The sequence below is a fragment of the Paenibacillus sp. 05T425 genome (assembly GCF_056396205.1).
The window spans coordinates 149,003-168,875 of sequence record NZ_JBFTLA010000004.1 but is presented as its reverse complement, the minus strand read 5'-3'; the positions used below and the strand labels follow the sequence as shown (position 1 = coordinate 168,875).

Sequence of the window (19,873 nt, the reverse complement as noted above, 5' to 3'; positions counted from 1 at the left end):
TGCCAAGCCTCTTCTTGCCTGTATTTCATACAATCTAATCGGGCCTAATAGCCTGTTAAGCGACTTTTGCATGGAAAGCATACAGTCAAATCCGGCATTCTTGCCCTCAGTAGCCTTTCCCCGTCCATCTGACTGTATAATTTCCAATCAAACTCTGATATCGTCTCGTTACTAGCCTTTTGACTGCACAAAATCCACTCAAAAAGCTAGTATCCGATGTGATGTCCGTTCAGCTTCGGCGATTTGCCGCCATAGTCGAGTACTGACGGACCTGTGTAGGTCCAGCTCGTATCGCCCATCTGCGGGTGCGAAGGAAACAGCTCGCCCTGCATCAACACAAGATCGCCGCCCCAATCGTCGGAATAAAGCCCATCATATTGAACCCATTGTCCGGTCTTGAATCTGCGCTTTGTTTTCTGCTGCCGATCTTCTCTCATCGCCGTCAACTCCCTCTCACCGCATAAGCTTGGTATATTACATTCCAAGTATGGGCAAAAGGTTACACCTATATGCGTTCCACCACCGCGAAAGCCGAAGCAAGCGTCCGCTCATGCGTGATTGTCACGTGAATGCGAATATTTGCTGCCGACAAACCGAGGCGTCTACAAGCCTGTTCCGATAACACGCATACAGGCTTGCCGCAACCGTCTCTACCAATCGTCATATCTGTAAAACCTACCGCCCGGCCTATTCCGCAGCCTAGCGCCTTCACCACCGCTTCTTTGGCCGCGAATCTGCCAGCCGTGAACTGCTCCAGCCGTTCCCCCGAGTAACCCGCCGACAGCTCCCGTTCTTCCTCCGTGAGTACACGCTCTACGAATTTCGCACCGGTTCGTCCGTTCATTATTTGCTTAACTCGACCTATATCCGTTAGATCATGCCCGATGCCAATGATCATCCTCACACCTGCCTTTATATGATGGTGAGATTAGCAGATGCAGGTAGGGAAGTCAAGAACTTGTCTCTCGCTCAAAATGAATAGAATGGCCTAACCCGTCAATTACATCCACCGTAATCACGTTGCTGACCGAAACATCGATTAAAGCTCCGGTTGCCTTATACGTATATTTCACAAAGCCGGGATACGAATCGGCATCCGAATCAGCGGGTTGCGGTTCGAACGGAATGGTTTGAAGCGTTTGTGAATTCGATTCTCCATCCGACTGCGGCGCTGTCGATACGTCAATCTTACTTGGAGGCCCGCTGTCTTCAGGCAGCCATAAATATAGGATCGCCTTCTGACTACTCGAGCTGGAGTCGCTGTCCTCGTCGATTCGCAGCGTCATATGAGCTTGCTCCCCCATCACATGCCAATACAAAGGGATGCCTGCTGATTGCTCTAACGCTGCGGATGGCGGGGAAGTTGTCGAGAGCATTCCTGCCAGCAGGAACAAAACAACCGCTAGCAAAATTTCGATTCGGATGCCGATCAACAGCCCTCTCATAGAAGCCGCCGCTTTGCCGCCCCCCGTTTCCTCCGTCTGCGCAAGCCTCGGCATGAATACGAGGCGGTGCAGCGCTGCAAGAACTAGCACAAGCAGCAGTAAGCCCGATTTGATTAGGATAAGGTTGCCGTAATCTTCAGTAATAAGCTGCTTCCAAGAGTCAAGCTGCTTAACGGACAGCCATACACCGCTCACAATGATAAGCATCATGCTTGGCAAAGCCCAGGCCGCGAATCGCTCTGCAGCAAGCTTCAAGGCGGCCGCCGCCTGCCTCCGATAAGTTAGCGCAGCAAGACCGGCGAGACCGCCAAGCCAGATAGCGGCCGATCCCATATGAACCGCATGCGCAAGGATAGCCGAGCCGGCGTCCGTCAGTTCCGCATAAGCATGGCCCGTCAGCGGGAACGTGACGATGATCGCCGCCGCCGCCGCTGCTTTCACGATATTCGCGAAGCGCTGCTCGCGAACGGGAGCGAATGCAAGCAGCAGCAAGAGCACTGCCGCTAAGGGACGGAGAACAGCAATCTTGCCAACCATCGTTCCGTTAGCAATCTGTCCGATCGGGATGCCGCCGAGATCGTTTGAAAGCATCGTCAGCCTCCACATCCCCGTAGCCAGCCACACGGCAACGGCAATTGCCATCACGATTCGTTCTGCTCGCAGAGTGAAACCGGGAGGAGCATCCTCGGTGTAATTTCTCCATATGCAATAGCGGAAGAAGAGCAGCGCTGCTAGTATAGCGGACATAAGCACATCCGCAATCCGAAGCGTTGACATTAGCTTCTGACCGCCCGCATGGTTATGCTCGCTAATCTCCGTGTCCGTTCCCAGCATCTCTTGCTCGATTTCCGAAGCGTCGGCTTCCGTGGAGTTCGTTGAAGTTAAGGGCGCCGTCGGTTCGCTGCTTGGCGGCAGCGAACTAGTTGGTTCACTGATCGTATCAACACTTGCCTGCGGTTCCTCAGTCGCCAGTGCTGAATCTGTCTCCTGACTGTACACCTCCGCAGAGCTAACGCTCGTATTGTCGTTTTGTTTTGGCGGAGACGTTGCAGAGGGCTTAGCCGAAACGCCCACGTCCTTGTCTATCGTGTCGCTAGGCGTAGGCTTTGGCTTCACAGACGGCAACGGCTTGCTGCTGACTGAAGGCTTCTCTCCGCCGCTCTGCTCATCCTGCCCCGACCCAGCTTGCCCGCCGCCATCAAGCGAAACCGTCTCATCCGGCTTCGTCTGCGTCAGCTTGCCGCCGATCGCGAAACGGAACGACCCGTCCGTAATATGCGTATCGAGCGACAACACTTGCCACACTACCTTATACTCGCCGCTTTCCAGCTTCGGTATCGCATAGACAAGCGTCATTTCTCCGTCCGCGCTCAGCTTTCCTGCTATGCTGCTGCCATCGCTTGCTTTCGTAAGCGTGACGCTGCTAAGCTTCGAATCAATTTTCTCCGTGAACGTAAGCTTAATCGCCTCAGGCGAAGCTTGCAGCTCCGCATCCTGCAGCGGCGTCGAATGCGAAAGATAGGCATGCGCCGAGACGAAGCTCGGCAAGCATGCCCACATGAACCAAATCGTTATCGTTATAAGGCTAAGTCGTTTAATCATCGCTTTTCGAACCATTACTTCGTATAGATCGCAATGGCTGCCCGATTATCGCCGACTGCCGGGAAATATTCAACGATCGCTCCAGCTCCTTCAACCGAGCCGCGCAGCGTAACAAGTCCATTGCCTTTGAATGAAGCGTTCACGTATTGGCGGATGAACGATGCATCGACCATTGTTGTGCCTTTCTTCACCGTTACGGAGGCTGCTGTCCCATCCGTCACTGCATTGCCATTCACATAAAGATGCGGCGCGGCGGACGCCGCTGTTCCTGGCAGCTTCGGTGAACGATTCTGAACAGTGAACGTCATCGTCGCTTCATAGTTCGTGCTCGTATACTCGCCTTCCTTGCCTTCTGTTGTAACAGGCTTAGCGCGAAGCAAGTAATAATCCGCCGCTCCCGTCGTGAACGTCACAATCCCCTTAGCGTCGGTCGTCAATTCCAGCGATTCCGAGTTGCTGCGCCGAATGAGATCAACGGCCGTATCCGCCAGCGGCTTGCCTTTCAGCAGCAATTGCACGGACACCTGCTCCGAAGGGGCAACGGCGGCCGGATTAAATTGCGGAACAAGCTCCGCGCGATCCGGACTAACCTGCTTCGAGAACCCTGTCAACGACTTCACCCGCTCGGCGACCGGAATATCGCCAACCGCTACGAACGACTTGGCGCTTCGCAGCGTACGGCTGGCTACGCCGCCATGGGCGAATACCGTATCACCCTCTGCAGAAACAACATAGGCTCCCGGCACATTCGATTTAAATGAAGTAACAAAATAATTGTTCACTGCCGGCTCTGTCTCCGTTGCCGCTTCCCCTGCATAGAAGCGCGTACCTGTAATATCCGACTTAACGCCAGCTGGTGTCGTTACGAACACCTTTGTCGTATCCGGACTCCACTGGCCGGCAATACGGTAGCTTTTATGATCGTTCGAGTGATTGCCAAGCATAAGCTCGACATAGGATACTTGTCCCGGTGCGACGATTGGCGTGTTCGTCTGCGACCAACCGTCATGCGCGAAGACGGGAACGGCCGCTCCGAGCGTTAATACGGCAACGAGAGCCGCGCCTGCAAGTTTTTTTCTGAATCGCAATGTTTTCTTCATAAAATGAAACAACCTCCGTCGATTTGGATTTGATGTCCAAATTGTATCAACGAAGGTCGATAAGCACATGACTCGATCGGGCTATAAGCTTGTGAACGATGTATGAACAAGAACAAATCTCTAGCTTGCTATGTGCGGGAGTACAGGAAGGACTCAATCTGCTCGGCCGGCAACGGCTGGCTAATATAGAAGCCTTGCATGTAGTGGCATCCTAGCTCCTGGAGCAGCTTATATTGTTCAGCCTGCTCGACTCCTTCAGCGACAATTCGCAGATCAAGGCTATTCGAGATCGAGATGATTGCTTTTACAATATCGATATCTTGCCGCTCGCAGGACAACTCTTGAATAAAAGATTTGTCGATCTTCAAGCTGTTAAGCGGCAGCTTCCTAAGCATTGATAACGATGAATAACCCGTCCCGAAATCGTCCATCGCAATCTGAATGCCGATTCTCTCCAGATCTCTTAACAAAGAGATCGTGTAATCAAGATCGTCGATGACGGTGCTTTCCGTTATTTCGAAGCATAAATAGTTCGGATCCATCCTCGTCTCTTTGACAATGGACTTCACGGACTCGATGAAATCAGCCTGCTTAAGCTGGCGTCCGGATATATTGACCGACAACTTGAGCGGCCGATGCCCGGCTGCCAGCCATCTGGCGTTCTGTGAGCAGGCTTCTCGCAGCACCCACTCGCCAATCGGAACGATAAGACCCGTCTCCTCGGCTAGCGGAATGAACGTCATGGGCGAGATGCATCCAAGCGTCGGCGAGTTCCAACGCAGCAGCGCCTCGAATCCATAAAGCTGACCTGTCGCCATATCGATCTGCGGCTGATAATGCAGCACGAACTCATCGCCAAGCACCGCTTGCTTCAGCTCGCGTTCCAGATTAAGCCTCCACATCCTTTGCTCAATCATCTGCTCCGAGAAAATTTTGAAATGATTTTTGCCCGTTTGCTTCACATGGTACATCGCAATATCCGCTTTCTTGAACAGCGAATCCGCATCCGTCCCGTCGCGAGGGAACAAGCTAATGCCTGCGCTTGCCGAAATGGTCAGATTAACGCCTTCATCGAAGATGAGCGCAGACAAATAGGTCGCAAATGCGCAATTGAACGACTCGATCTCTTCTATATGCCGGAAGCGGTAGAGGACGACGAACTCATCGCCGCCGAATCTAGCAATATAATCCCCCTCCCGCACAAGCTCCTTCAGTCCAGCAGCGACAAGCTGCAGCAGACGGTCACCCATATGATGCCCGAAGCTGTCGTTCATTTTTTTGAAGTGATCCAAATCAAGAACGATAAGCGCGAACGGCTGATCGGGATGCGCCGTTGCTGACGACACTTCCTCGAAGAAACGGCGTCGATTCATCAGTCCCGTCAACGTGTCGTGATAAGCCAAGAAACGCATTTTTTCCTCTGACTGCTTTCGCTCCGTAATATCTCTTACCGAACCTACCATTCGAATCGCAGTGCCACTCGAGTCATGCAAGGCTTCACCCGATATCGCCGTCCATACATATTCTCCTGAATGCTTGCGGAGCCGCACGTCAACGGAGAAGGGAACATGCTCGTTAATATGGGCGCTTAGCGCCCGCTTGTAATATGCCTCGTCATCGCAATGTACAAAATAATCCAGTGTCTGAGCATCAGCGCACTGCAGCAAGTCATAGAAACGCTGGTTCCATGCTACTTCTCCCGTTACCAGATCCAATCCCAAATGCCGTCGTTAGTCGTTCTCGAAACGATCTCAAGCTGCTCGGCAATTTGACGATATTGCATGCCCTGCTCTCTGACCTCGTCAAGCAGAGCCTGCTTGTCGAGCGTATTTCCAATAAGGTCCAGATAATGCACGACTGACATATAATCGTCCATATTCTCTACTGTATCCGAGAGCCGTGTGCCTGCTGCAAGCACACTCCAGTTGTCCGGCTCAGTCCGATAAGGGATGATATAGATCATCTCGCTGTCTTCTTCCTTCTGAATGCTTTCGATAAGCTGAAGCGGCGGGAAGCTCTCAACGGGCATGCTGCCTGCATGCAGCCGCTGCTCATCGCGCTGGAAATGATAGAGCTCGGTTAACGATACATTTCCCCCGGGAGAAGCATCAAAGTTCCATGTCCCCAGACAACCCCATTGGAAATGCGGTGCAAGAGCCCAAGACAAGTTCTTCAACTGCTTAATGTTGTAATTAAGAATAAATTTATTGAATTCATAGTGAACGCCTAGCTGCGTAACTCTTTTTTTATCATCGCGGTGATCTTCAAGAATCTGCTTCGTCGTCGTTTCCCTCTCAAGATGCGTTGAACAGCCGCATGTTCCGCGTGCAATAAGCGTGCACTCAATCCGATGGATGGATGACGGAATGGAATCCGCTGGATTGTTAATTTGGCTCAGCAGCAATTCAACCGCAAGCTGGCCTTTACGCACAATATTCTGATCTATACTGGAAAGTCCGCTTCGCTGCGATCTAGCTGCAATCGTGTTATCGAAGCCGATTATCGCCATATCCTCGGGAATACGAACGCCAAGCTCCTCGAACCGCTTAATCATGCCAATCGCCATCATATCCGTGCAGACAACTACGGCGCGGAAGGGAAATCCCGCTTGGGCAATCCGCTCCGCTGCCCGCCTGCCTCCGTCTACGCTCAAATCGTCCGGATCGATCACGAAATGCGGATCAAAGCGCAGCCCGCATGCTTCAAGCCCCTTCTTATAACCATTCAATCGATACTTCATATCGTCAAGCGCCAGATGGCCTACGAATCCGATGGATCGGTGACCGTGCTCATACAAATGCCGCACTGCGGCCATAATCCCGCCTTCATTGTCGCAGATTACCGTTTGTGCTTTCACATCCAGCGCATCAAGATCCTTCGCTACGCCTACAATCGGTTTGTTCCATTCATTCGACAATTGCTGTATATAGGAGTCTGTAGCGGCATTGTTCAAAATAATCCAGCCATCCACGTAGTCAAGCGCAATCGGACAATCGAATTTTTTTCCCGCTGTTCGAATAGCAACTAATCTTGCGTCATTTTGCAAAGCTGCCCTTTGGATCGAATTCATCATTTCACCAAGGTAATTGCCGCCTAGGAAGGACGTCAATAATCCGATTGTTGGTTTACGTTGCATCGATAACAGCTCCCTTAATGTCGAATAATGTATGTAACCGAATCATATCATTTCGACTATGAAAGCGCTACCCGTAATTTGGGAATGTATGGGTTATAACTGTAATAGTGACATACCTTTCGAAAAATGATAGTTTGAGTTAGCAGCAGTTATTTTGACTCTAGGAGTTGAACAGCGTGACCAGTACTTATACATCCGTTACCGCCTTGTCGTCTGCAGCCAACTTTATGTACAGACCGACCGGCGAGACAACGATTACTTTCCGAACCTATGTGAAGCCGCGCGAGTATGGCGCGCTTCGCTTGAAATTATGGCATAGCAACGCCGTTGATTCCACTTGGTCAGACGGCACTGAATCCAAGGCTTCCGATAAAGGCGGCGCTTGGCGAATCGAGAGCTGTACGATCGGCGATGGCGGCCTGCACTCTGATGGTGCAGCTCAGGCTGGCAGCCTGCACACGATCACCTTCAATGGCGACGCTTCGAAGCAGGTGCTGCCAGGCGAGCGCTTCTGGAGCGATCCGGTAGACTTATTCATTCCCGAGGGGCATTCGCTTGTATTTACATGGGCGATTGCGGCGTACGGTCCGGAGGACGGTATTCCTTACAATACAGAGACACTGCTAGCCTCTGCTTATGAAGCTGCCGGCAATCTTGCGGCGCAACATAGCGCGGAAGGATTCTTGCCCGCCGGCAATCGGCAGGTGTTGCCATCCATGATCGCTTACGAACGGTCCATTGATAAACATCTTGTGTTTCTCGGCGATTCCATTACGCAAGGCGTGCGTACGGAAAAGGATGGCTACTCGTTCTGGTCGGCTCGAATCGCGGAGGGTTTGGCGCCATCCATCGGCGTGTGGAATATCGGCAGCGGTTGGGCCCGCGCCTATGATCTTACCCCGGAAAGCCCATGGCTATATAAAGCAAAGCAAGGTAATGAGGTCGCGATATGTCTTGGCGTCAACGACATTGGAACAGGCAACCGCAGCGCAGAGCAATTGATTGGTGACCTAACCTCGATTATCGAGCAATTGAAGGCAGCTAATCACGAAACCAGCCTTATTCTTTTCACCCTGCCGGCCTTCAACTTCGAAGGCGCTCATGAAGAGGTGTGGCGGACCGTTAACGAATGGATCAGACAGCAAGCGCCGTCGCGCGTGGATCGCGTGTTCGATATCGCGAAGGCGCTCGGGCAGGCTGCGCCTCATGAGAACAAGCTCAAGGACGAATATATGAGTCCGGGCAATGACCCCCATCCGAACGGCAGAGCGGGAGCGGATGTCGCTGAAGCTTTTCTAGCTTGGTATCATAAATAAAGAGAAGGCAGCATGAAACGCTAGAATAGCGTTTTCTGCTGCCTCTCTCTATGTGCTGCAACCAAGTTAGATGCCTGGAATCGGCGATCGTTTGTGCTCGGTTTTCAAATATTGCTTCTCAAGCTTCTCGCGCGCCTCTTCGCTAATTTCTTTGCCTTCGAGGTAGGCGCTATTCTCATCGTACTTAATGCCAAGTTCGTCTTCGTCGGTCTGACCGTCCCATAGTCCCGCGGTCGGCGCCTTGTCAAGGACGCTTTGCGGTACGCCGAGGTGCGATGCCAGCAAACGAACCTGGCGCTTGTTCAGCGAGCTAAGCGGCGTAACGTCTACAGCTCCATCGCCCCACTTCGTATAAAAGCCGGTAATGGCCTCCGAAGCATGGTCGGTGCCAACGACAAGCAAATTTATATCGAAGGCAAGCGCGTATTGCATGACCATACGCGTTCTTGCTTTCACATTGCCTTTGCCGCCGCGGCTAAGATGACGGTGAATGCCCAGCGACTTAAACCCATGTTCGACTTCGAGCGCGATCTCGTCAACCGCTTCGCCGATATTCGTCTCCACTTTATGCGTAAGCCCGAAAGCTTCAGCGACGGCGTAGCTGTCGTGAATATCCGCTTGGTCACTATACGGCTGGAAGACGCCGAGCGTAATGTATTCTTGGCCCGACTCCTCGCTGAGCTCGTCGGTAGCGCGTTTGCACAGTCCTGCCGCTACCGCGCTGTCAATGCCGCCACTGATCGCGATCAGCAAACCCGTTGTTCCCGATTGCTTGACGTATTGCTTCAGGAAGTCGACCCGTTTACGGATTTCCGCTTCCGGCTCAATTTCCGGCTTTACGCCAAGACGTTCAATGATTTCGCGCTGCAAGCTCATAAGTATCGTCTCCGTTTCTTATTTGCAGAACCGGTCGAATGCATCGGTCAAATCTGCTGCGATGTCTGCTGCCGAGCGGTTCTCGATTTGGTGGCGTTCAATGAAATGAACAAGCTCTCCGTCCTTCATCAGGGCGATCGAAGGGGAAGATGGCGGGTACGGCGCGAAATATTCGCGTGCTTTCGCCGTTGCTTCTTTGTCTTGACCTGCGAACACCGTGTACAGGTGGTCAGGCGTTACTTCGTTCTGAAGCGCTTCTGCTACGCCTGGACGGCATTGGCCTGCTGCGCAGCCGCATACGGAGTTGACTACGATAAGCGCTGTTCCTTTGGCGTTCGGAACGGCTGCCTCCACTTCCTCCGGTGTACGAAGCTCTTGAATGCCGATACGGGTAAGATCGTCGCGCATCGGTTGAACCATATCTAACATATATCTTTCGAAGGACATAGACATTGTAGAACACTCCCTTAAATTACATGATTTTAGCTACTATTATACCGTCCCTTACGAAAATAAAGCAACCGGAGCTCATCACTCCGGTTGCTCATTTATCGCCATATCCGCCGATTTATCCGGCTCTCCCGCACCGTAAGCCGCATTTTTGTCAAGATGCATAAAAATGCCTGCCTGCGGAGCGATTTTCCGTTCGAAATAATCTCGGTTCTCTGCCGTTTGGAAGCCGATGTCCTTGAATGGATGCACCCACTGATCTCCCGCCATGATAGCCGGATCCGTCTCCACGCTCCATTGCGACAGCGGAGAATGGTCGGATTCGTAATTGTGATCGCCGATCACGACACCATGTTCATTGACGAAAGGGGCGCGTTCGCCTCTTCCTTCACGGAATTCCGGCAGAAACTCGATCTCATACGGATCTAGCGCGGGATCATCCTTCATCGCGCTCTGTTCGGGATGACGTTGCTGCTCTTCATCAGCCATTCGCAAGCGCCTCCTTGCTAGATCGAAGGCCGATTCGGGCCGTTCAACTTCTTATCGTAGCCTGCTTCTTCAGCAGCCTTGCCGGATTTCGCCGTATTGTTGGCTGCTTGCTGCCGCTGCTCGCGTGAGCTGCCTTTGTCGCCCCTATTGTTTTGCGCCATGCTTGCTCTCCTCCTTCCAGCTTCCGGCTCGAAATCATTCAAGCCAGTCCTGTTGGTTTCGAAGCTAGTATGCGCATTGACCGCTTACCTTATGTCGCTATTCCGACCTCTTGCGTATGTATATTAAAGCTTACAACGAATGTCGTACCTTTGCCTTCTGTGGAATAAGCATCGATTCGGCCGTTATGCCGTTCTGCAATACTAAGGCATAGCGGCAGCCCGAGTCCCGTTCCTCGCGTCTTTGTTGTAAAGAAAGGCTCGAACAGCTTATTCATCTTCTCCTGCGGGATCCCTACGCCAACATCGACGATACGAAGCTCGATAACGTTGTCCTTATATTCCGTAGTAATCGTGAGAATGCCCTTCTCGTCCATGGCCTCCATACCGTTTCGTGCAAGATTAAGCAGCAATTGCTTAATTTCACGATCGTTCACCATAATCGATGGCATATCCTCGCCTAATTCAACCAGCAGCGACTGCCCGCGCAAGTTCGCATCGGCTTCCAGCAACGGCTTCATATCCCTAATGATGTCATTAAGCGAACTCATCTCCATAGCTAGTGCTCTATTCTGCGCAAGCGATAAGAAGTCGCTTATAATGCTGTTGACGCGATCCAACTCCTCCATCACAATACGGAAATAATCATGATGGGTCTGTCCGCTGCGCTCCTGGATGAGTTGAACAAAGCCGCGAATGACAGCCATCGGATTCCGAATTTCATGCGTTATGCTTGCGGCCATCTGGCCGACAAGGCTCAGGCGCTCCATGCGGCCAACCTCGTCGCGCAATTGATTAATTTCGGTAACGTCATGCGCAAGCAGCGCTGCCCCAGCGACCTGTTCGTTAACCGTAGATCGGATCGAGAACGCGGATTTGAGCAATATTTTATCGCCTTCGATGTAGGGCTGGAGCGTTTCTCTATCGCCGTTCAATGCTTTCTGCAACAGCTCCTCGTACGCCGCTGCTAACTCAGGTACGAATATATCGCGGTATGATTCCCCAAGCAATAGCTTCACGTTATTGAACTCCGGCTTCAACCTAAGAAGCTTGATCGCTAGTTCATTAATATGGGTAACAATACCTTCCCTATCGAGCAGCACAACCGCAAACGACGTCTCGTCAATGAATTGCTGAAGCTTCTCCACCTCGTTGCGATAATTGGCCGACACGCGGGTAACTTCATCATACAGAAGCTTCTTCTCCCTGACGCTTTCGATCATATAGATAGACAACCACATTGCAAGCAAAGTTCCAACAATGCTTATTAATAATGAACTTATGATCTCTGCGTTAAATTGAATTTGCTGAACAGAAAAATATAAGATGAAGGTTAAAGAGTAATAGAGGCATATCAAAGACATGATAAATAGCCCGATCCGTTTCTTGCGAAGCGAAGATACGCGATGAAAATGACGTAATGTCGCCGACATCCCCATCATGAAAATAATGATGAATACGCTGAAAATTACGAATTCGGACAAGTTGTCAAGCATCGGTATGCGGAATACTGCATATACGATGGTCAATACGACTAAGGTCGGCAGTCCGCCGTATAGAGAAGCAACCGTATAAGGAATGAGACGAAAATCAAGCTCATAACCGTGCACGCTCTGCGAAGTAATCATGCATAGAGCCATTGCGCCTCCGCCCAGCAGCGACATAATAAGCGATGTGTCTTTGCTGCCGCGATCTTTGTCATACCATAGCTGATAAGCAAACACCGGCAATAAGGATAAGATGAATTGTAGCAGCAGCTCCTTCAACACAGACAATCAGATCCCCCTAGCGTCTAAACTGCTATTCAAATGTCTCAAGCATGTCATTTCCTTCGGACGCAACGTAACATAATCTATCTTACTATCATTCCCAAAAAACATAAACTACCTGTTTTGACATCTGCGATCAATCCAGTCTATCATTTGCACAATTGTATGTTCCCCATCGATATCATTGTGCAGTTCATGATACCCGCCTTCGACCGGAAGCCAATCGCATCGGTCCCCGAGCCTAGCCGCTAGCTCCTTGCTCGCTTGAAAGGACGTTATTCGATCCGCCGTACCGTGGATAATCAGCACAGGAACGTCAAGCTCATCGATATGCTCGATCGCCCATTCCCCGGCCCGCTGTATTTCCAAAAAAGTTCGAACTGTAATTTTCTTATGATACAGCTCGTCATTGACGATGGAGGCTGCATGCGGATTGCCGCTTCGATACAAGTCCTCCGTCTTCAAGCCCGTTGACTGCTGCAGCGCCGGGACAATCGACGCCAGCCTGCGAGCGAGCCACAACTTCACTTCCGGTGGTTGAAACGCCAGTCGCAGCCATGGGCTGGACAGAATAAGTCCTGTAAGCATCGGATGAAGGCGAAGGGCGCAATTCAGCGCAATATTGCCGCCCATGCTATGCCCATATAAGAACAGAGGCAGCCCTGGATGCCGTGAGCTTGCGTCGGCGATCATAAGCCCTGCCTCGCTGACGGTCGCTTCAATCGACAGCATATGGCCCCGCTTGCCTGATGAATGTCCGTGGCCGAACTGATCCATGGCTACAACAGCGAAGCCATGGGACGTCAGCCTCTCGGCAACATGCGAGAAGCGCTCGCCGTGCTCCCCCATGCCGTGCAGCACGCAGACGACACCCTTGACCTCAGTGTCATCGGCTGCATCCGGCAACCACTCCCTCACGTACAATTGTGCTTCCCCTACACCTTTCAGACGCCTTTCCAATCGCAGCATCCGCATCGCCGCCCTTCTTAACTTTTCATTTGGCTTCATTATAACGCATACCTATGCGGTAAAGAATGATACAATGAAGGTGAAACGGCAAAAGCCGTCCTTTGGAGGCGTGGCTCGTTTCATTCCGGAGAAATATAAGCATAAAGATAAGAGTGAAACTGATACTTTCCTATATTTGAAGAAATGATACGATCCGAGGGATCAGACAGAAAGGCAGCGTGCAACATGTACGACATTATTATTATTGGCGGCGGCCCTTCCGGCCTAATGGCAGCAGCAGCAGCAGGCAGCGGGGGAGCAGACGTACTGCTCATCGACAAAGGAGACAAGCTGGGCAGGAAGCTCGGCATATCCGGCGGCGGCAGATGCAACGTGACAAATGCGAAGGAGCTTGACGAGCTCGTTAGACATATACCCGGCAATGGCCGTTTTCTATTCAGCGCCCTGAATACCTTCAGCAACCGCGACATCGTCGCGTTCTTCGAAGATATGGGAATCGCGCTTAAGGAAGAGGATAACGGAAGAATGTTTCCCGTTTCGGACAAGGCGAAGACCGTCGTTGATGCGCTCATACGCAAGGTGAAGGAGCAGCGCGTTACGGTAAGAACGCTATCCCCCGTCAATGAGGTGCTTTATGAGGATGGCGCCGTAAGCGGTGTTAGACTTGCAAGCGGTGAAGCCATTAAAGCGAAGGCGGTCATTATTGCTACTGGAGGCAAATCCGTACCACACACCGGCTCAACAGGCGACGGTTATCCTTGGGCGAAGATGGCTGGGCATACGATTACGGAGCTATATCCCACTGAAGTGCCGCTTACTTCCTCCGAACCTTGGATTCGATCCAAGGAACTGCAAGGGCTGTCGCTTCGCGGCGTCATCCTTACCGTTTGGAGCCATAAAGGAAAACGTCTCGTCTCGCATGAAGGGGATATGATCTTTACTCACTTCGGGTTATCGGGTCCGGCCGCGCTTAGATGCAGTCAGTTCGTCGTGAAGGAATTGAAGCAGACGAAGGCGGCCGACCCGAGCAATGCTGCACGAGCAACCGTTTCCTTAACTATCGACCTTCTTCCGGGGAGCACCGAATCCGAGGTGTATGAGGAAACCCTTCGTATGGCGAAGCTAGAGCCCCGCAAAGCGATCCGCAACGTCCTGCGCGGCTACCTGCAAGAAAGGCTGCTCGAGTTTCTATTGGATCGCTGCGGTATTTCCGGCGACATTACGTACGACAACATACCGAAGGAGCCTTGGCTTGCGCTCGCAGCGCAAATCAAAAGCTTCCCCATAGCGATAAACGGTACGTTATCGCTAGAGGAAGCTTTCGTCACAGGCGGCGGCGTCCATTTGAAGGAGATCGATCCGCGCACAATGGAATCCAAGCTCATGCCTGGATTGTATTTTTGCGGTGAAGTACTCGATATACACGGTTATACAGGGGGCTATAATATTACAGCTGCCTTTACGACCGGCTACAATGCGGGCACGAACGCCGCGCTTAGCGTTGGAACGGCCGACTTAGGCTAGCTAGATCCGCACATCGCCGGAGAAATGATCGTACGTTCCCGCATCCGGCAGAAACTCATCGTCATAATCAGCATCATCGTCACGGTTGCGGAGGAGATCAGCCTCCTCCTGCCCTCCGGCGGCATAGGAATCCACCCAATCCTCGTTAACGACATGCGCTGGAATGGTAACCGCATCAAGCGCGTAAGCGCTGCTGGTTACGGCCCACTCCGCAATATGCGACTGCTCCACCAGCTTCCCTCCATTCGCTTGCGCAATCTCCAAAGCCGAAGTTAAATCACTGCCTTCAATGTGAATATGTATACGATTATTATCATGTAATACGGGTGCATAACCTAGCTCCTCTAACGTATCAGAGGCAAGCGCCGCGCTGCGCGCATCGCTGAATTCGAACAAAATAGCGGATTGATCGATCAAATTCATCTTCCTTTCCTGCGTTTCCATTAGTATGCCTATTTGTACGGCTAATCATGTTTCCATTGTTGTTTTTTGCTAAGGACATCAATATTTCAAATTTAACTATGTCTTTATGTTAGCTTTTGTGACATAATTAGTTATGATTATGTTTGAAACATGTGAACTGATGGGAGGACGTTATCGATGAATCATTTATTTTATTTACTTTCGGATCCGATGCTTATCATTGAAATAAAGGAATCCCGCCTGTATATTCGCGATGTTAATCAAGCATTTACCGAATTCTCGGGCTTTAAGAAATCCGATCTGCTCCATTTGGATCCTTCTTCGGCCATTTCGACCGCCGATACAGGCAACTCCTTCTACGATGTTATTCATAGCCTCTCCGAGGATGAATGGTCATCGCCTTCGATAGAATGCGCTTTGGTTACCAAATCATCTACGCCAGCCCCGATTCGCTTATCCAGCCGCAAGCTTCAAAGCGACGGTCTCACCTTCTACGTGCTTATTTGCAAAGATCTTAGAGAAACGAAGTGGATTGACGATTATATCGTTCAGAACAAAATTATGATATCCACCATCGTCGATGACAAATATAACATCAAGACTTTGAAGCATTATTATGCTCCCGTTCAAGAACCAGCCTCGTCGTATATCGGAACTTCCATCTACGATATGGTTCTAGAGCATGACCGCAGCAAAGCAAAGCGCGTATTCGAATACGCCAAAAACAATCGCACGGCAGAGAAAATCGACTTCCAGCTCAAACTAGGCGACCGCAGCTACTCCACGAGCGCTCTCATTCAGCCTTTCTATAACGGCAACCGAAGCTTCAAGAACTTCGTCGTTATACTTATGAATATGCAGCTTAGCTCGCAAGAGGAGGATCCTTCCTACAAGCTGCGCATGCTGATGCTGAGCAAGAACGTATCCGTCACCTCGCTGGCGCAGTCCACGCTTATCTCGCTGACGACGATTTCCAAAATTCGCAACGGAAAAATCAAAAAGCCCCAGCGGCTCACCGCCGAGCTGATCGCCGGCGAGCTTGGGGTTAGACCTGAGATGATATGGAGCAACTTCAAACGGTAACTACAGCTTGAATTGCTGAACGACCTGCTGCATTTGAACCGAAATATCGGCTAGATCTTGCGCCGCAGAGGATATATCCTCTGCGGATTTGTATTGCTCCTCTGCCGATTCCGCAACGGTACCGGCAATATCCGATGTCCTTCTCGCAATATCAGTCATGTGCATGATCGAGGAGGTAACCTCCTCCGAGCTTGCCGCAAGCTGCTGGGATGCGGCAGCAACCTCTTGAATTTTGCTAAGCACATTCATCGAAGCGTTCGAGATCTGCTCGAACGACTCTCCCGCTTCCTTTATGCTCGCAAGCCCCTCCTTCGTCTCATGCTCGCTCGCCCGCATCGCTTGAACCGTCACGGTTGTATCCTCCATGACCTTGCCAAGAAGCTCCGTTATACGTGTGACCGATTCCGCAGATTGCGTCGACAGCTTGCGTACCTCCTCGGCTACAACCGCAAAGCCTTTCCCATGCTCGCCTGCCCTTGCGGCTTCAATCGCTGCATTCAAAGCGAGCAGATTCGTCTGCTTCGAGATGCTGCCGATCAGATCAGAGACGACTCCGATGCTGCGCGTATGAGACTCGAGCCGATGGACCTGCTCCGCCGCTTGACGAACCGTCTCGTCGATCGACGTCATTTTGAAGACGACATTTCGAACCGTTCGACTGCCTTCCTTCGCTTGTTCCGTGGCAGCTGCCGACATCTCCGATACGTATGAGCTTGATTCCGCAATCCGCGACACGCCGACGGCCATCTCTTCGCTTGCCCGGCTAATTTCCTCGAACCGATGCATCTGCTGCTCTGAGCCTGCGGCAACTTCCTTAAAGCTGTCTGCGGCTGCTTTGGACGAGGAACGGTTACTGCCCGATACGGTCATTAGAGCATCCGATGCGCCTGTAATGTTCAGTGAAGCGTGCTGGACCGCATTCATCGAAGCGCGCAATGCACTCAGCATCGTATCCGCAGCTTGTACCATCTGTCCAACTTCATCACGATTACGAACCGTGGGGACTTTCACTTGCAGATTGCCTTTTGCCACTTCTGCCAGCACCAAGGCCGTCTTTTGAATAGGAGAAGAAATTGCCCTTCTTATGTAGAGAATGAACATGACTATAACGACGCCTGCAATTACAAGACCAATCAAGATCGACATGTTGCTGCTGTCGTACGTCTCTTTGCTAATCTGCTTTGCCGCTTCCGCGCCTTCATTATTTGTGCGAATCAACGTATTCGTATACGTCATCATCGTATTAAACGATTGATCCGATTCGGCCAGCGCCGCTTCAATCTTCACCTCGTTGTCCCACTTGGCTGCTTCAAGCATTACTTTACGGTAAATCGCGATATACGACTTCCATTCGCCGTCGAGCGATCGGAACATGCTCTCGTCCTCGCCCTCCGACTTGTTCGCGCTGTAATCCTTCATCAGCTTATCGATCTCCACTATCGCGGCATCGCCTTCAGCCAGAAGCATTTCTTTCTTAATCGCTATACTAGTCCGCGCCACCTGCATCTGCAGCGTATAAATATGCTCCATCATATAATTGATTTGATGGATCGTGTCGATATTGGCAAGCCAAGTATCGGTGATTTGCGCCGTTTGGCTATTCATCTCCTTCGTCATTTTGAATACAAGGACACCGTTAGCCATCAATATGATAAAAATAGTCAGGAATGAAATCGTCAGCTTCCGGCTCACCGTCATACTTAGATTGAACTTGAAGCTCTTCATATTCATTTTCTTTTTCATATTCAGCACCCCCAAGATGAATGTCGCACCAATTCCACTAACCTTTATGTCAGTATATCTCACATGATGATGAGACCAAAGACGTATACAGGTTATGAAATGGGGACTAGAGGCATAGTTTCCTTGACCTTATAACGATTTCTCAATCCTTATGGATAAAAGTTTAAAACTTTAAACCAAATGACTCTTTCTCAGCATTTGTCGAAAAATAGCACAAAAAGAAGCAGCAGCCGAGACGATCTCGACTGCTGCCCTATCTTCTACCTATTTTGTTATTTCGTACGGTAAGGCGCCAATGCCTCGTTCAAGCTTCGTGTCTGAGCATACACCTGTTGGTACACCTTGAAGATGCCTTCATAGGTTTGGACCGCTTCAGCCTGCGGCTCGTAACGATCCGCGTGCTTCACGAACTTGTCTGCGCATGCCTCCAAGCTTTCGAACCAGCCTGATCCGTATGCAGCGAGCATAGCCGCTCCAAGGCCCGGACCTTGCTCGTTCTCTAGCGCTACGACTGTTGCTCCGAATATATCGGCTTGCATTTGCAGCCATACCGGATTTTGCGCGCCGCCGCCGATCGAGACGATCGTATCCACCGTCTTGCCGGCTTTACGGAACATGTCGACAGACTCGTTAAGCGAGAACGTAATGCCTTCCATAACCGCGCGGGCAAAATGCTTCCGCTCATGCGCGCCGTCAACGCCAACGAAGCTGGCGCGAATGACGGAGTCCGCATGAGGCGTCCGCTCGCCGACGAGGTACGGCGTGAAGAGCAGGCCGCCAGCTCCAGGCTGAACGTCGCCTACGCCTTCAAGGAACTGATCGAACGATTCGTTCGGCGCGAATGTTTTCTTGAACCAGCTCAGGCTGTATCCTGCTGCCAGCGTAACGCCCATTGCGTAGAAGGCGTCTTGCTTGCCGTGGTTGAAGAAATGCACCTTGCCCGCGAAGTCTTTCGATTTGTCGTTTTCATAGGAAAGAATAACGCCGGACGTACCGATACTGCAAAGCGTAAGCCCTTCGGAAAGGATGCCTGATCCGATTGCGCCGCAAGCATTGTCTGCGCCGCCTGCGAATACTTTCGTCGCCTCTGTAAGAGCCGTTGCAGCTGCAACCTGCGGTAGAAGCGTACCTACGAGACCATGCGACTCAATAAGCGCTGGGCAGAAGCTTGCAGGCAGATTGAATGCGTCCAGAACATCAAGACTCCATTCCTTGCCGGCAACATCAAGCAGAAGCGTACCCGCCGCATCGGAATAATCCATATGAAGCTCGCCGGTCAACCGATAGCGCACATAATCCTTCGGCAGCAAGAACAGCTTCGCTTGCTCGAAGGCTTGCGGCTCGTATTGACGAACCCATAGAATCTTCGGCAGCGTGAAGCCTTCAAGCGCCGGGTTGCGCGTAATGCTGAGCAGCTTGTCGCCAAGCGTGCGCTCAATCTCACGGCATTGCTCCGTCGTGCGCGTATCGTTCCACAATATCGCGTTGCGAACCGGATTGCCTTCGCCGTCCAGCAGCACGAGGCCGTGCATTTGTCCGGAGAAGCTGATGCCTTCGATCTGTGTTTCGTCGATGCTGGAGGAGGAGGCGAGCTCGCGCAGCGCCTCGATCGTAGCATCAACCCAGTCATCCGGCTTTTGTTCGCTCCAGCCGGAATGTTCATGGAACAGCGGGTAGCTGCGGGATGCTTCCGCCGCTACCGTCCCGTTCTTATCGACGAGCAGCGCTTTAACTGCGCTCGTCCCTAGATCTATACCGATAACGTAGCTCATTCGTAAGAGAACCTCCCC

At 51.5% G+C, this 19,873-nt stretch carries 18 protein-coding genes; 3 read left to right on the top strand and 15 right to left on the bottom strand.

Features of this window, described 5'->3' with window-relative positions; genetic code table 11:
- Positions 1-206: 206 nt before the first annotated feature.
- The 6 genes from AC1DF0_RS09780 to AC1DF0_RS09755 form a co-directional block, all read right to left on the bottom strand.
- On the bottom strand, positions 207-437 hold the full coding sequence (locus AC1DF0_RS09780; RefSeq protein WP_442048257.1) for a hypothetical protein: 231 nt from the start codon (positions 435-437) through the stop codon (positions 207-209).
- A 68-nt stretch (positions 438-505) separates the two neighbouring features.
- Complete coding sequence (acpS, locus tag AC1DF0_RS09775; RefSeq protein ID WP_477573803.1) at positions 506-898, bottom strand: holo-ACP synthase; 393 nt, start codon at positions 896-898, stop codon at positions 506-508.
- 52 nt (positions 899-950) lie between these two features.
- Positions 951-3,047, bottom strand: a complete 2,097-nt coding sequence (locus AC1DF0_RS09770) for a copper resistance CopC/CopD family protein (protein ID WP_477573802.1) — start codon at positions 3,045-3,047, stop codon at positions 951-953.
- A 14-nt stretch (positions 3,048-3,061) separates the two neighbouring features.
- Positions 3,062-4,147 (bottom strand): DUF4198 domain-containing protein, encoded by a 1,086-nt coding sequence (locus tag AC1DF0_RS09765; RefSeq protein ID WP_477573801.1) that lies wholly within the window; start codon positions 4,145-4,147, stop codon positions 3,062-3,064.
- Between the two features lie 128 nt (positions 4,148-4,275).
- Positions 4,276-5,862, bottom strand: a complete 1,587-nt coding sequence (locus AC1DF0_RS09760) for a bifunctional diguanylate cyclase/phosphodiesterase (protein ID WP_477573800.1) — start codon at positions 5,860-5,862, stop codon at positions 4,276-4,278.
- Positions 5,850-7,283, bottom strand: a complete 1,434-nt coding sequence (locus AC1DF0_RS09755; protein ID WP_477573799.1) for a LacI family DNA-binding transcriptional regulator — start codon at positions 7,281-7,283, stop codon at positions 5,850-5,852. Before AC1DF0_RS09755 ends, AC1DF0_RS09760 begins: the two co-directional genes overlap by 13 nt.
- A 176-nt stretch (positions 7,284-7,459) precedes the next feature.
- On the opposite strand from AC1DF0_RS09755, the gene AC1DF0_RS09750 reads away from it, so the two are divergent.
- Positions 7,460-8,599 (top strand): SGNH/GDSL hydrolase family protein, encoded by a 1,140-nt coding sequence (locus AC1DF0_RS09750; RefSeq protein ID WP_442048262.1) that lies wholly within the window; start codon positions 7,460-7,462, stop codon positions 8,597-8,599.
- A 66-nt stretch (positions 8,600-8,665) separates the two neighbouring features.
- Here AC1DF0_RS09750 and nadE read toward each other — a convergent pair whose 3' ends face one another.
- The 6 genes from nadE to AC1DF0_RS09720 form a co-directional block, all read right to left on the bottom strand.
- Positions 8,666-9,475, bottom strand: a complete 810-nt coding sequence (gene nadE / locus AC1DF0_RS09745) for an ammonia-dependent NAD(+) synthetase (RefSeq protein WP_477573798.1) — start codon at positions 9,473-9,475, stop codon at positions 8,666-8,668.
- An 18-nt stretch (positions 9,476-9,493) separates the two neighbouring features.
- On the bottom strand, positions 9,494-9,928 hold the full coding sequence (locus AC1DF0_RS09740) for a BrxA/BrxB family bacilliredoxin (RefSeq protein ID WP_337098286.1): 435 nt from the start codon (positions 9,926-9,928) through the stop codon (positions 9,494-9,496).
- Positions 9,929-10,006: 78 nt separating this feature from the next.
- Positions 10,007-10,414, bottom strand: coding sequence for a DUF3905 domain-containing protein (locus tag AC1DF0_RS09735; RefSeq protein WP_477573797.1), 408 nt, complete (start codon positions 10,412-10,414; stop codon positions 10,007-10,009).
- Between the two features lie 17 nt (positions 10,415-10,431).
- The gene (locus AC1DF0_RS09730) at positions 10,432-10,575 is read right to left on the bottom strand and encodes a hypothetical protein (RefSeq protein ID WP_442048266.1); all 144 of its coding nucleotides are present in this window, start codon (positions 10,573-10,575) and stop codon (positions 10,432-10,434) included.
- A gap of 89 nt (positions 10,576-10,664) precedes the next feature.
- The gene (locus AC1DF0_RS09725; protein ID WP_477573982.1) at positions 10,665-12,341 is read right to left on the bottom strand and encodes an ATP-binding protein; all 1,677 of its coding nucleotides are present in this window, start codon (positions 12,339-12,341) and stop codon (positions 10,665-10,667) included.
- Between the two features lie 114 nt (positions 12,342-12,455).
- Positions 12,456-13,310: a lysophospholipase gene (locus AC1DF0_RS09720; RefSeq protein WP_477573796.1), complete on the bottom strand. Its 855-nt coding sequence runs from the start codon at positions 13,308-13,310 to the stop codon at positions 12,456-12,458.
- Positions 13,311-13,535: 225 nt separating this feature from the next.
- Here AC1DF0_RS09720 and AC1DF0_RS09715 point away from each other — a divergent pair, with 225 nt between their 5' ends.
- Positions 13,536-14,834 carry a BaiN/RdsA family NAD(P)/FAD-dependent oxidoreductase gene (locus AC1DF0_RS09715; protein WP_477573795.1) on the top strand — a complete coding sequence of 433 codons (1,299 nt, stop codon included), beginning with the start codon at positions 13,536-13,538 and terminating at the stop codon, positions 14,832-14,834.
- Here AC1DF0_RS09715 and AC1DF0_RS09710 read toward each other — a convergent pair whose 3' ends face one another.
- Positions 14,835-15,257 carry a hypothetical protein gene (locus AC1DF0_RS09710; protein ID WP_477573794.1) on the bottom strand — a complete coding sequence of 141 codons (423 nt, stop codon included), beginning with the start codon at positions 15,255-15,257 and terminating at the stop codon, positions 14,835-14,837. It lies immediately after the preceding gene.
- Positions 15,258-15,434: 177 nt separating this feature from the next.
- Here AC1DF0_RS09710 and AC1DF0_RS09705 point away from each other — a divergent pair, with 177 nt between their 5' ends.
- Complete coding sequence (locus AC1DF0_RS09705; protein ID WP_442048270.1) at positions 15,435-16,340, top strand: helix-turn-helix domain-containing protein; 906 nt, start codon at positions 15,435-15,437, stop codon at positions 16,338-16,340.
- Here AC1DF0_RS09705 and AC1DF0_RS09700 read toward each other — a convergent pair whose 3' ends face one another.
- Positions 16,341-18,083 carry a methyl-accepting chemotaxis protein gene (locus AC1DF0_RS09700; protein ID WP_477573793.1) on the bottom strand — a complete coding sequence of 581 codons (1,743 nt, stop codon included), beginning with the start codon at positions 18,081-18,083 and terminating at the stop codon, positions 16,341-16,343.
- A 272-nt stretch (positions 18,084-18,355) separates the two neighbouring features.
- Entirely contained in the window at positions 18,356-19,855 is a 1,500-nt protein-coding gene (gene xylB / locus AC1DF0_RS09695) for a xylulokinase (RefSeq protein WP_477573792.1), read from the bottom strand.
- Positions 19,856-19,873 lie beyond the last annotated feature (18 nt).